The following is an 11095-nucleotide window of genomic DNA, read 5'->3' on the forward strand; positions in this document are numbered from 1 at the left end:
ACTCCTATGCGGTTTCGATGATGGTCAGGGTCCCGCCGACGAGCAGCGCGTCGTCAGGTCCGAACGTGATTGCGTAGGCGAGGTCGAGTGGCTCACTTCGGATTGTCGCGCGCGGGAGTGCGTTCATCTGCTCTGCCGTCACGGAAAGGGTCAGCGAACTGATCGTCTCTGTGTCTGTTAAGGCGGCGCCTTCAGGCAAATGGGCAGGCGTCAGAATTTCGTCCGCGATCCATTCGGCATAAGTCTGCGTGATGTTGTCGCCGGACAATGATGGCGTCAGCAGGGGCACGCCGGGTGCGTCAGGGTAGAGCCGGATGCGAGCTGCGAAGTCGGTGTGGTTCACGTCCAGATCGCGAAAGAAGAAGGTCTGATCGAGGCCGTTCGCGCGAACAACGCGCAGGGCTGCAGCCGCAGCCCCGGTGGACGCGAGGCGCGTGTTGTAGGTGCTCATGGATGCGGGTCCTCAGTTAGGGGATCTGGCCAGCGCCATCCCAGTCGTCGCCAGGGTCAGTACCGGGTGGACGGGCGGGTTGGCCGGTGTCCGGCGTTCCACCTGGCGTCGGTGTCGTAACGGTAGCGATGCGGTGTCGGTGCGGGTGTGTCTGGCTCACCACGGCGTCGACCGGGTTGGCGACAGGAAAAATGGTCACTGCCCCGCCTTCCATCCACGGGTCGTCGTAGCAAAGCGCGTAGCGTGTCGAGGCTGCCAGACCTGTAGCGCTCGTGGCATCCACCGCCACGCTGGGGAAGGTCAACGGGTTACCGTAGATGCGCGTATGTGCTGGCACAGCCGCCGTCCACGTTCCGTCCGCTTCCTCCGTCAGTGTGATGGAGGAAGAAAATCCCGACGCATAGCTTAAGCTGATGGCCGAACTACGCAGCGGGCCGACCAGCATCTCGCGGGTGGCTAGGTCATAGTCCGCGCCTGTTGCCAATGTAGGTTGCGGCGGGGCCGTCGAGGTCTGGCCTAATGCGAATGCGTGTTTGTCTGTCGTGTCTGTCTTCAGCCCCAGCGTGACTGTTCCGTCCGCAAGGTTGATCGTCTTCTTCACCACGACCACGACTTGTCCAACAAGACCTTGATCCGGCAAGTCTGTCATGAAGGCATCGCCGACGTTGAAGGGTATGAAACGCCGACCCACGGTCAGTTGAATCGGGTCGAGCTCCACAGTGTCATAGATGTCCAGTACTGCGAGTTGAGCCGCCTGCGTTGGGTCCGTGACGAGCGTGTACGTCTTGGACCGGCTTCGGACTTCGCTCTGCGCGGCCACAAGCTCCGGAACCTCCACCGCATCGATTGGCACTTTGGCCCACTCATTCAACTCGGACACGATGGTCGGCACGACCGTATTGATGCCCTCCCTCCACTCGCGCATACCCTGAATGGACCAAGGGCCAACAAGGTCGTCGGAACGGATGGTGTCGAGCGTGACGAGGGGGCGGCGCTGCAGGCACCGCAGGATTCCGCCGTCATTGGTGAACCAAGCGGATGCCGTTTCCAGCATCAGCGCAGCGTTGTTGCCGATCTCCCCATCTTCACCATTCTCGAAAACCACGCCGTGACAGGTCCAGCCATTGGCGTCCGCGACATTGGCCGCGGAGACGAAGCTCGGCACATCAATGGAGGACCACGGCAGGCCCGCCCCTAATACTGCCTTGCCGTTCTGGCGGCGACCAAGAAAATAGGTCAGCGCCTGGATGACACCGTTGACGCTATATCCCCACGTCGACTCGTCGTCGCGACGCTGTGAACCCAGCCCGCCGGGATAAGTGCTGTCCTGACGTGGGTCGTAATGCCGCGTCCAGCGGCCTACAGCGGCGAACTCCGGCGGACCTGACCGGAAATGTGTTTCCTCTGCGTCCAGCAACATCCCGAACTGCATCGCCGCTATACCCGAAAGTCTGTGGCTAGCGCTCCACTGATTGAACGATGGCGGAGCGCCGCTGTCGAGTGCGGTCCAGTCCAGAACGTCAGACGAGGGCGCGTTGCCGGTCACCGTATCGCCGCGCAGATACTTGCCGTAGTCCCCATCAGCCCAGCCATCTGTGTCGAATGATACCGGCTCCATGTTGGCGAGGAGCTGGTCAATGGACACGACAGGCCCAGCATTGGTCAGAGCAATGGTATCGGTGCGCCAAGGATTGGGCACGTCCTCCCGATCTCGGCCATGTGCCTCGCTGTGAACCAGATGGCCGCGCACGAGGCAACGGCCCAGCGCATATGGCATGGGCTGGTCGGCCCCAAACATGACATCCTCGGCTTGCGCGGGTGGTCGCGGCGGGTCAGCAGTGAACTTTGCGACTGCGCCCCATCCTGCCGATACGGCAGTCAGAGCGGCGGCGAAAGCCTGCCCCCCGGGAATAAACTGCAAGATGGTAGCACTGACGGCGGCGTAGTCAGACAACCCTTTCGCTATCATGCTCACGGCGCGACCCATCGGAATAGTTGTTCGGGTCGCAGACCGACGGGAGCGAAAACGGCGGTTTCGGCGGGCCAACCCAGCCACTTCCCACCCGCGCAGACTACGATGGCCGACAAAGCGCCATCACCTTTGATTGTGCCGAGATCACCTGGCAGCGCCATAGACGGCGGAATCTCGACGCAGTGCTCCGCCAGAAGGTTTTCCAGCGTGTCGTGGCCTTGCTCCTTAAGACGGCGAATGGCGGTCAACTCGGATCCATAGCGTGGTATGCGCGGCAGGCCCTTGGCTCCAATACCGACCAGAACTGTGCGGGCGAGGCGCAGGCAATCGTTACGTCCCCACTCGAAGGACGTGTCGCGGTACTTGTCGAGCGCGGACTGAACGGCCTCCGCGCGGAGTGCGGTGCTCACACGAGGCTCACAAGTCGAGTATTGCCGCTACCACCCCCACCCCCGCCACCGCCACGTGAGCTTCGTGTCGCATCACCCCACGGGACGGGCACGGTGGTCCCTGTCATCAAGTCCAAGCCCGCCTCGCCCGGCCAGACAGAGCGGTGGAAGGAACGGTTAAGTCGGTTACCCTTATCCGTGTTCAGGAGTCGATCCAGCTCCGTCGTAAAACCCATCCGCATGGAATACTGGTTCAGGTCGCCGACCAACTCCGTGCTGTCCACCCGACCGATGAATATAGGCTCATCAGCCAGAATGGCATTGGTCGCCGTGTCAACAGCGAGAACACGCCACTCGGCATGAGCGTTCTGCGACGCTGGTGTCGACAGAAGGACGGCGGCAGCGATGTCCCGAACACCCCATACCAATTCGAAGGCCGGAGCTTCATCGGCTGCGCCGGAGGTCACATCGTCAAATCCCTCCACTATACCCAGCACAGAGTCGATTGGTGTGTAGCGGTCGCCCTCATAGTCCACTTCTCCGCCTTCGGATAAGCGAACGGCATGGCCGGGCAGGTCAATACGCAACACCGCGCAGAGCTTCACAATGGCTGCGGCGTAACTCACGCCATTTCCACCAGATCGAAGGACATATCCATGAAACGGTCAAGACGCATCGTCCACTCCCACTCCTGAGCATCGATCACACCTTGGAAGCGTGGCTGGTCGAACTCCAGCGCGTCGCCGTCGCTCAGGATCACCCGAAGCTCCGGCCTTATCTGGATGGTCGCGCGCCCTTCGCTGCTTGCCAGAGTCTCGCTGCGGCATTCGTGCAGATAGACCTTGCCGCCATGCTCCACGGAAAAGAAAGCGCCCTTGCGGATCACCGTGTTGGGCACCGCGCCACGAAGGCTCAGAGTCGTGCCCTGTACGTCGGAGCCGTCTACCACGGCGGAGCCGACTGGGGCGGACGCGAAAGCCCCCTGCGGCCAGCGGATTTCCAGCCCTTCCGTCAGGGCGGCGCGCAGGTCGGATGCCAGAGCAGCGCCTGCCAGGTCGGAGCGCACCGGCGGCAGGTCAACCCGAACGGCATGGCGGTTGCCGGGGCGGTCGGTACGGGAAAAGCCCCCACCAGACACGCCGCGCACCCATACGCCATAGTCGATCACGCGGGGCGTCGCGAGCGAGGGCGACACGCCCCCCGGCAGCACGATCATGGCATGACCCTGCGAGCCGCGCGCTTCGCGTTGGAGCGCCTCGCGCTGGAAAGTGTTGCCTGTGCGTGTGCGGGTGCGCGTGCGTCGGTGACTCCTGTCGCATGACCGATAACGCGCGCGTCAAAATAGTCGTTGGCCTCGACCGCGATCCTGACTGGCGGCATTGACGACCCCCGCCCCACGCCGGACAGCGCCCGCGCCGTCGCCTCGCGGCTCGTCACGACAGCCGGGCCGCGAACGAACTCCGGCCCGAACTCTCCTGCGATGCCGAACTTGCCTGAAGGGATGCGGCCACCTTTATCGAACATTCCGGCAAACTTGCCGATAATGTCTGACAGGCCCCCACCATTTTGGCCTCCCGCGGAGCCTTTCTGACGGCCTTTGCCGAACAGCTGGCTAAGGAATTGAATGCCCTGCGAAAGGATAGATCCGATGTCGCCGGACTCAATAGCCTTAATGAGGCCCGTGAATGCGTTGGCCCCCCGCGTGAAGGCCTCCTCCATGGCGTCGCCGGAATCCTTTGCGTCCTTGCGCGCCTTGTCCATCGCGTCTGAGGCGATGTCGGACGACTTGACTGTCTGCTCCGCGAGGCGGCGAAGTTCTTCCGTAGTGTAGCTGGCCTCTGTCGCCTGGATGCGAAGCATTTCGGCAACGATCCGGCCTTCCGTCTCGGAAATCTTGTAGGCGTCCGCCAGCTGGTGGTTGGCGGCGATCTGGTCGATCACGGAGCGGCGCGCGTCGTTGCGGGCGGACTGTTCGCGCGCGAGGCGGTTCAGCATATCCTCCTCGGCGCGGTCGGCCTCGGTCTTGGCCTTTAGCTCGGCGCGGATTGCGGCGATGTTTTCCTTGCGGGCAGCAACCTCGGCTTTCTTGGCGTCGGTTGTCGTGGAGCCGGATGTGGACGGGACGGAAGTCGTGGTGGGCAAGGTGGTCGCCACGGCAGGCGTCGGCGCAATGCCAAGGCGAACGTCCGCGCTGTTGATCTCGGCTTTGGTCGAGGCGATGGAGTCGCGCAGGCGGTTGATCGTCTGCGATTGCTCGGCGGCATCGATGATGAACTTGCGATGTAGGGCTTGCATCGCAGGACTGACGCCGCCCAGCAGCTTAGCGGTCTTCGCCGCTGTCCTTGCCCGCTCGCGTTGCGCATCAGCGGCTTTCAGCGATGCCTCGGCTTCTGTGATAGCCGCCCGTGCAGCCGCTTTTGCCCCCTCCACATTGTCCAGCGTCGCAGCCTGCAGCTCCCGGCGGGCGTTGACGCCTTGATTAAGGACCGCGTTTAGCGCTTCGTGGGAGAGGCGAGCGTTTTGCCAAAACGGTGCGATGAGATCGAAGGCAGCCTTCAGGGCGAGAACGCCGCCTGTTAGAATTGCTAAAGGACCAGCTACAGCCATGAGGGTCGTGAACGCAGCGGTCAACGCGCCTAGTGCAATCAGGATCGGCCCGATAGCGGCCGCGAGGCCACCCAATACTAGCACCGTTTTCTGCGTCGCCGGTGTCATCTCGTTGAACTTGTCGATCATCCTAGCGAGCGCATCTGTGATGGGCGGAAGGTATTGCAGGACAATTTCGCCAAGTATCAGTTTAAACCTGTTCCAGGCGTCCTGGATCTCGTCGCCCGGCGCGGCGTCCTGAGCGGCTTGCGCTGATCCGGCATACTGCTTTTCAAGCTCACTCAGTATCATAGCCTGTGCGCCAGCCGTGTTCCCGGCTTCCACCATGGACTTGATCATGTCGCGCTGCTGGTCGGTGAATTGCACCCCGACGCGACTAAGTGCTGTCACGCCCCGAATGGGATCGTTCAAAGCCTTGCCGATCTGTATCGTGGAGCTTTTCAGGTCTTGTCCAAGGCGCTGGGACAGGTCGAGGGCGGATTGTTGCGCACGGTCGAATGCTTCCCCGCTAATATTGCCGAAGGTCAGCATATTCGCGGTGACGGTCTGCAAGATGTCCTGCTGAGTGAATAACGACGTGTTTTCCAGCGCTACAGCGTCGGCTTTCAGCCCCGCCAGCGTCTTCCCGGACGCATCACCCATCGTCTTCAAGCCTTGCTCCACCTGCGCGGCGGCTTCTCGGTATTGAATAGCCGTGTTTGTGGCAGATACGCCGATAGCTGCCATCGGTGCCGTGATCCCGATGCTCATGGCGCGGCCAGCGCTTTGCAGGCGACGCCCGACCCGCTTCATCGTGCGGTCAAGGGCGCGAATGCGCTTTTGGGCCTCCGTCACGCCCTTCTCGAAGGCGGCTGTTCGAAGGGCTAAATCGACACGGAGCGCGCCGATTAGGGCTTGGGCCATACTCTCCTCCCGATAACTTCGATGATCTTGATTAAATCAGTTGAATGCCGTTAAGCAGATGCCTCAATCAGGAGGACACTATGAAAACTGCTCTTATGCTTGCGGCGGCCGCACTGGTCGTGGCTGGGTGCGCGACGACACCCCAGACCTACAACTTCGATAATAGCCGATCCGTAGACGCCACGTTCGACCGAACCTGGGAGTCAGTCATTTCCTATTTCGCGGAGAACAACATCCCGATCGCCACGCTTGAGAAGGATTCCGGAATTATTGTCGCGAAAAATGAGCGATATACGCCGGGCGCGATGAAAACATTCGCTGACTGCGCATCCGCCTTCATGATGACGAACGACGTTGGGCAGATCGACGTGAATGTGTTCGTGCGGCCTGTCGATGACAACACGACAAGCGTTCAGGTCAACACGTCCTACTCCATGCGGCAGAGCGGGGCTTATGGCTCGTCTGCCGTCGAAACTTGCAACTCCAACGGCACGTTGGAAGAGGCGCTTCTCGACCGCATCGAGCGGGACGCGGTATAGCTTAGGCGGGGCGCTCACCTAACGCCCCAGCCCTTCCAGCACCGCAGCCCACGCCGCCAAGCCTTCCCCGGCTGGAACCTGGTCGGACCGCGCCTTACCTGCCTCCCCGATCAGATAATCATCGACAGGGCCGATCTTCTCCGTCCGGCCCAGCACCGCCGTGGTGTGCGCCTGCCGGATCGCCATATTGAAGTCGTCGCGCCTGCGCTGGACGAAGCCGCCGATGCAGGCATGGTATTCACGCGGGCTGAGCGCCCAAAACGCATCGACCGGCTGGCCCGCATAGGTCCAGTCGGCCAGCATTCGGTAGTAGCGACTCAGTCCGCTTGGGCGTTTCCCTCCGTCTCCTTGTCAGCCTCACCCCTCTCCACGTCACCGGACTGAGGCGCGTTGGACATGAGCGCGTTAAACAGGCCGACAATCCACTCCGTAGGCAGGCCTTCGGATAGCGGGCCGTCCAGTGCCTTCTTCTCGGTCATGTTGTGGACCGGGCGAAGGAACTCCGTCAGCACCGTCACCATGACGGGGACGGACACCACGCGCAGCGCCGATGCGACGCCTGCCATGGTCAAGCCGCCGTCTTGATCCTGCAGCGCTTCGATCACGTCGGCGAAGATGGACAGGACGCCGGGACGATCCGCCTTCTCCAGAGCGCGGTCCGCTCCGTAGAGCGTCGCCATGCTGACGGTCAGCGTGTAGTCGCCGACCTTGACCTGATTAGGGCGCATCAGCTTACGCCGGGTCCGCGATGGTTTCGCGCGTTGTCGGCTTCAGCGTGAAGCTGACCTGGACATTCGCGCCCGGCTCGGACGCATCGCCGTAGGACAACTCTGTCACGAAGGCGTTGAACGACACTTCCTTGCGCCCGCCCGTCTCGCCGTAAACGATCTTGCAGCCACGGATAGCCTTGCTTGTCGCCATTTCGGCCAGCAGTGTCGAAGCAGGACCGCCAGCAACTTCCTCGATCGTGCCGCTGATGTCGCCCAGCGACATGAGGCCGGGCCGGGTGTTTTCAACGCAGCCATCGTCGTGAGTGGTCACATCGACCGTGGCGACGCTGATGGATGGCTTGTTGACGGATTTAAGGCCCGCGAGTTTTGTGAGAGCGGCAGAGGCGTTCTCGATATGCAGCTCTTCGGAGCACGCGATGTTTGAAGCCATGATAATCTCCTAAGCTGGCTTGTGGGTAAAAGTGATGTCGGCGGTGCGGCGGTGAACGCGCATTCCCCCCGGAATGTCCTCGGCACGCATGGAGCGCGGACCGGATGTGACGAAGCCACGGAAGAAGAAGGTCGATCCATGCTCGGCTTCGGTTTCCAAGACAGCGACGACGCGATCCAGCGCAGCGATGGTTGCCAGTGGCGTGGTCGCCCATACGTCCAGCTGGACCGTGGCCTCTGTGCTGGCGAGGCGTCCTCCCTGAATGTAGGTCGGCGCGCTCGACACCTCGGAGAGCGTCACGCTCGGCAGGGACGCCTTGGACGGGCGCTCCAGCCAGTTGATGGCAGGGTTGCCCCCGCTTGTGCCAAGCTGGCTTGTCAGCGTCGCGTCGGCCCGCAGGCGCGCGACCAGATCGGCTTGGAACATCCTACCGCTTCGCAGCCCGTTTGGCGGCGCGACGGGCGGACTTCTCGACTTCTTCCATCATCCGCCCTCCAAAAACGTCCAGCACTTGGTAGCGCATGGGATTCCACGCGGGCCGCATGAAGGGCTGCGCGGCATGGTTCACGTTCCCGAACTCCTGGTTGGAGCCGACCTGCCCCTGTCCCGTTTCCACGCCCATGTAGATTTCGACCGTGCCGGGTGGGGCGCGACGCTTCCTAGCCTTGGACGAGATGGATACAGCAATCGCCAGATCGCCCGTGTCGGTCGGCGCAAGCTGTTCAGCCTTCGCCCGTACCGGCTCCATCGCTTCCTTCATGACCTTTCGCGTCACCCGCTTTGCCGTCGCCGTCTTGAGGCCGAGCAGCGCCTTTTCCAGATCCCTTGCGCCTTCGAGTTTCACGCTCAGCATAAGGCTCCACCACTTTCTGCCGGATGAGGCTTTCGGGCGCGGGATGGACGTAGATCGACCCCTTGCGCTTGTTGAACGGATGGCCGTAGCCATTGGCGTGTGGGCGAAGCGTTTTGACCTTCACGATGTCCTCGCAATTGCGGTCAGGGCGATCCACGTCCGGCGCTCAATGCCCGGCGCGATGCCCTCCACGTCATAGGTGAGGCCGTCCAGAACCAGACGGCAGTTGCCGGGCGTCAGCCCACGGGTGAATGTGCTGGACCGGACCGTGAACGTCGCGGGCAGCGCGCTTTGCTCCTGCGCAGCCGCACGGCGCTCAGAGGCTGTGCCGTAGGACACGGCGGCGGATAGGGTCTGCGCGTCGCTCCACGTCTCCACAGGCGTGCCTAACGCGTCCTCCGTGGCCGTCAGTGTCTGGATCGTCACGCGGCGGTCTAGCGCTCCGATGTCCATGTTAGACCAGCTGGGCGCGATGGGGTGCGCAGAGCGCCTCGACCCCGAGAGGCAGGATGGACGGCACCTTTCCGGAAGTCGCCGCTTCACGGTTTTCATACAAATGGCCGAGCATGAGCAGAGTTGCGGAGAACAACGCCGGAGGAACTTCATCAAAATCCGCAAAGGCCGTAGAAACGTGCGCCTCCACGTGGCCTTGGGCGGCGGACAGGTATGTCCCGATCAGCGCGTCGTCATCATCGTGATCGACGCGAAGGTGCGCCTTTGCTTCGGCGAGGGAAGGCACCTTATGAGGCCTTGTTCTTCGCCGCCTTTGCGGCCTTGTTCTTGGGCTTCGCCGCCCGCTTCAGCACCAGCGTCTGCGGCACTAGATGCGAGACTTCCGCCGGGTTCGCGCTGCGCTCTTCACCAGCGGCGTATGCCCTATCGCCGATGTGCGCGCGCTTCACTTCAAATGTCTGGTTTGCCATTTTCATCCTCCAATAGGTGCGGCGGGGCCGGAACCCCGCCGCAAGTGTTCTGGGTTGCCGACTAGGCCACGTTGCCGAAGTCGCCGTAGACGAAGGCCTCGGGACGATAGACCGTCATGGCGAGGCGCTCCTCGGCGAGGATCGTCACCATGTTTTTGCGGAAGTTGTCGCCATCTTCCGTCGAAACCATGATCGTCGCGTCCATGCGGTCGAACACCTGAGCGCCTTGAGCGAATGCGCCCACCAGGAACTTGTCCACGCTGATGGCTTGCGTCGCCACAACCGGCAGGCTCCAGAGCGTCGGCGTCGCCGTGCCCTGCGGATTGCCGATGATGTAGCGGCCGTCCGTGTCCTTGGTGGTTTCGATCCGCGCCCAGTCGATGGGGTTCATCACCGTTCCGCTGGCCGGATACTCCGCGAGGGCGGCCTGCAGCATTGCGAGACGAACATCATCGATCTGCGTCTTGGCAGCGGGCGCGAACTCCGGGGCGAACGCCGTGGCCTGCGGGATCAGGCCGAGCAGGTTCTGCCCGGTGCCGTCTCCGTTCAGCAGCTGCGCCTCCTCGACATACTCCAAGCCGTAGCGAAGGCGGTAGTCGATCATGGAGCGGAGGCCAGCCGCATCAGCCAGCACCTCAGAGGACGCCAGCATCCAGTGCGCAATCTTGCGAACCGGTGCGGTCTTCAGGTCGAACTTGATGGACGACTCGGGCTTCAACGTGCCCTCTGCGACCATGCCCGCATTGTTGGTAAAACCCGTCTCCTGGACATACTCGATGCCGTTGGAGTTGGTCTGACCCGGTGCGAGCAGATCGCGAATGGTCATCCGGCGATCCGGCAGGGTCGGCATACGCGACTGGACGCGCTGCGTGCGGATCAGGTCGCCAGCGGAGCCGTCCTCGTCGGTCGTCAGCGAGGTGATCGCTTTCAGACCGAAGGAGGCGTTACGGCCTTGCTGGACGTTGCCGCCGAAGGCGCTCTTGAACGCGTCGGACTTGACGAACTGTTCGCCGGGGCTAAGCGCGGCGTCTTCGTCATCGCTGCCCTTGCGAGCCATCCGTTGGCTGTGCTCCTTCACCTGCGCCGAAAGCTCGTTTAGCTTCGTAAGGGCTTCGTCGGCGGCTTGTTTCTGACCCGCCGTCAGCGCCTCGCTGGCCTTGGCTTTACCCAAAGCATCTTCCGCGATGGCTTTGACCTCGTTCAGGCTTTTGTCGAACGCGGCCTTAGTGTCGGCAGCGAGCTGCTCGACGGTTTTATCGTCGGTTTTCGAGGTCATGATAGACTCCTGTGTCGATGG

The 11095-nt window shown here is 62.4% G+C and carries 16 protein-coding genes; 1 reads left to right on the forward strand and 15 read right to left on the reverse strand.

The window, feature by feature from the left end:
• Positions 1 to 4: 4 nt before the first annotated feature.
• The 6 genes from AB6B39_RS09675 to AB6B39_RS09700 are packed head-to-tail and all read right to left on the reverse strand — an operon-like array spanning position 5 to position 6322.
• Complete coding sequence (locus AB6B39_RS09675) at positions 5 to 451, reverse strand: hypothetical protein (RefSeq protein WP_284370938.1); 447 nt, start codon at positions 449 to 451, stop codon at positions 5 to 7.
• A 16-nt stretch (positions 452 to 467) separates the two neighbouring features.
• Positions 468 to 2405, reverse strand: coding sequence for a hypothetical protein (locus AB6B39_RS09680; RefSeq protein WP_371398540.1), 1938 nt, complete (start codon positions 2403 to 2405; stop codon positions 468 to 470).
• A 17-nt stretch (positions 2406 to 2422) separates the two neighbouring features.
• The gene (locus tag AB6B39_RS09685; protein WP_284370934.1) at positions 2423 to 2833 is read right to left on the reverse strand and encodes a DUF6950 family protein; all 411 of its coding nucleotides are present in this window, start codon (positions 2831 to 2833) and stop codon (positions 2423 to 2425) included.
• Positions 2830 to 3438 (reverse strand): hypothetical protein, encoded by a 609-nt coding sequence (locus tag AB6B39_RS09690; protein ID WP_284370928.1) that lies wholly within the window; start codon positions 3436 to 3438, stop codon positions 2830 to 2832. The genes AB6B39_RS09685 and AB6B39_RS09690 overlap by 4 nt, the downstream gene beginning before the upstream one ends.
• Positions 3435 to 4028 (reverse strand): hypothetical protein, encoded by a 594-nt coding sequence (locus tag AB6B39_RS09695; protein WP_284370926.1) that lies wholly within the window; start codon positions 4026 to 4028, stop codon positions 3435 to 3437. Before AB6B39_RS09695 ends, AB6B39_RS09690 begins: the two co-directional genes overlap by 4 nt.
• Positions 4025 to 6322, reverse strand: a complete 2298-nt coding sequence (locus AB6B39_RS09700) for a phage tail length tape measure family protein (RefSeq protein ID WP_284370924.1) — start codon at positions 6320 to 6322, stop codon at positions 4025 to 4027. The genes AB6B39_RS09695 and AB6B39_RS09700 overlap by 4 nt, the downstream gene beginning before the upstream one ends.
• A gap of 80 nt (positions 6323 to 6402) precedes the next feature.
• Between AB6B39_RS09700 and AB6B39_RS09705 the strand changes: the two genes are divergently transcribed.
• Positions 6403 to 6861: a hypothetical protein gene (locus AB6B39_RS09705; RefSeq protein ID WP_284370922.1), complete on the forward strand. Its 459-nt coding sequence runs from the start codon at positions 6403 to 6405 to the stop codon at positions 6859 to 6861.
• A gap of 18 nt (positions 6862 to 6879) precedes the next feature.
• Here AB6B39_RS09705 and AB6B39_RS09710 read toward each other — a convergent pair whose 3' ends face one another.
• The 9 genes from AB6B39_RS09710 to AB6B39_RS09750 form a co-directional block, all read right to left on the reverse strand.
• Positions 6880 to 7164 carry a hypothetical protein gene (locus AB6B39_RS09710; RefSeq protein ID WP_284370920.1) on the reverse strand — a complete coding sequence of 95 codons (285 nt, stop codon included), beginning with the start codon at positions 7162 to 7164 and terminating at the stop codon, positions 6880 to 6882.
• A gap of 14 nt (positions 7165 to 7178) precedes the next feature.
• The gene (locus tag AB6B39_RS09715; protein WP_284370918.1) at positions 7179 to 7589 is read right to left on the reverse strand and encodes a hypothetical protein; all 411 of its coding nucleotides are present in this window, start codon (positions 7587 to 7589) and stop codon (positions 7179 to 7181) included.
• Between the two features lie 4 nt (positions 7590 to 7593).
• A complete protein-coding gene (locus AB6B39_RS09720; protein ID WP_284370916.1) occupies positions 7594 to 8022 on the reverse strand; it encodes a phage tail tube protein in 429 nt (142 codons plus the stop codon).
• A gap of 9 nt (positions 8023 to 8031) precedes the next feature.
• Positions 8032 to 8448 carry a DUF3168 domain-containing protein gene (locus AB6B39_RS09725; protein WP_284370911.1) on the reverse strand — a complete coding sequence of 139 codons (417 nt, stop codon included), beginning with the start codon at positions 8446 to 8448 and terminating at the stop codon, positions 8032 to 8034.
• 1 nt (position 8449) lies between these two features.
• The gene (locus tag AB6B39_RS09730) at positions 8450 to 8875 is read right to left on the reverse strand and encodes an HK97-gp10 family putative phage morphogenesis protein (protein WP_284370909.1); all 426 of its coding nucleotides are present in this window, start codon (positions 8873 to 8875) and stop codon (positions 8450 to 8452) included.
• A gap of 120 nt (positions 8876 to 8995) precedes the next feature.
• Complete coding sequence (locus AB6B39_RS09735; RefSeq protein ID WP_284370908.1) at positions 8996 to 9301, reverse strand: head-tail adaptor protein; 306 nt, start codon at positions 9299 to 9301, stop codon at positions 8996 to 8998.
• A 28-nt stretch (positions 9302 to 9329) separates the two neighbouring features.
• Positions 9330 to 9614: a head-tail connector protein gene (locus AB6B39_RS09740; RefSeq protein WP_284370906.1), complete on the reverse strand. Its 285-nt coding sequence runs from the start codon at positions 9612 to 9614 to the stop codon at positions 9330 to 9332.
• 1 nt (position 9615) lies between these two features.
• On the reverse strand, positions 9616 to 9798 hold the full coding sequence (locus AB6B39_RS09745; protein WP_284370904.1) for a hypothetical protein: 183 nt from the start codon (positions 9796 to 9798) through the stop codon (positions 9616 to 9618).
• A 61-nt stretch (positions 9799 to 9859) separates the two neighbouring features.
• Positions 9860 to 11074 (reverse strand): phage major capsid protein, encoded by a 1215-nt coding sequence (locus AB6B39_RS09750; protein ID WP_284370902.1) that lies wholly within the window; start codon positions 11072 to 11074, stop codon positions 9860 to 9862.
• Positions 11075 to 11095: the final 21 nt, after the last annotated feature.

It is taken from the genome of Algimonas porphyrae, from assembly GCF_041429795.1.
GTDB classification, from domain to species: domain Bacteria; phylum Pseudomonadota; class Alphaproteobacteria; order Caulobacterales; family Maricaulaceae; genus Litorimonas; species Litorimonas porphyrae.

Coding starts and splice junctions, on each gene's coding strand:
- AB6B39_RS09675 (WP_284370938.1), bottom strand. CDS start 451: ATGAGCACCTACAACACGCGCCTCGCGTCCACCGGGGCTGCGGCTGCA.
- AB6B39_RS09695 (WP_284370926.1), bottom strand. CDS start 4,028: ATGATCGTGCTGCCGGGGGGCGTGTCGCCCTCGCTCGCGACGCCCCGC.
- AB6B39_RS09700 (WP_284370924.1), bottom strand. CDS start 6,322: ATGGCCCAAGCCCTAATCGGCGCGCTCCGTGTCGATTTAGCCCTTCGA.
- AB6B39_RS09705 (WP_284370922.1), top strand. CDS start 6,403: ATGAAAACTGCTCTTATGCTTGCGGCGGCCGCACTGGTCGTGGCTGGG.
- AB6B39_RS09710 (WP_284370920.1), bottom strand. CDS start 7,164: ATGCTGGCCGACTGGACCTATGCGGGCCAGCCGGTCGATGCGTTTTGG.
- AB6B39_RS09715 (WP_284370918.1), bottom strand. CDS start 7,589: ATGCGCCCTAATCAGGTCAAGGTCGGCGACTACACGCTGACCGTCAGC.
- AB6B39_RS09720 (WP_284370916.1), bottom strand. CDS start 8,022: ATGGCTTCAAACATCGCGTGCTCCGAAGAGCTGCATATCGAGAACGCC.
- AB6B39_RS09725 (WP_284370911.1), bottom strand. CDS start 8,448: ATGTTCCAAGCCGATCTGGTCGCGCGCCTGCGGGCCGACGCGACGCTG.
- AB6B39_RS09730 (WP_284370909.1), bottom strand. CDS start 8,875: ATGCTGAGCGTGAAACTCGAAGGCGCAAGGGATCTGGAAAAGGCGCTG.
- AB6B39_RS09745 (WP_284370904.1), bottom strand. CDS start 9,798: ATGGCAAACCAGACATTTGAAGTGAAGCGCGCGCACATCGGCGATAGG.
- AB6B39_RS09750 (WP_284370902.1), bottom strand. CDS start 11,074: ATGACCTCGAAAACCGACGATAAAACCGTCGAGCAGCTCGCTGCCGAC.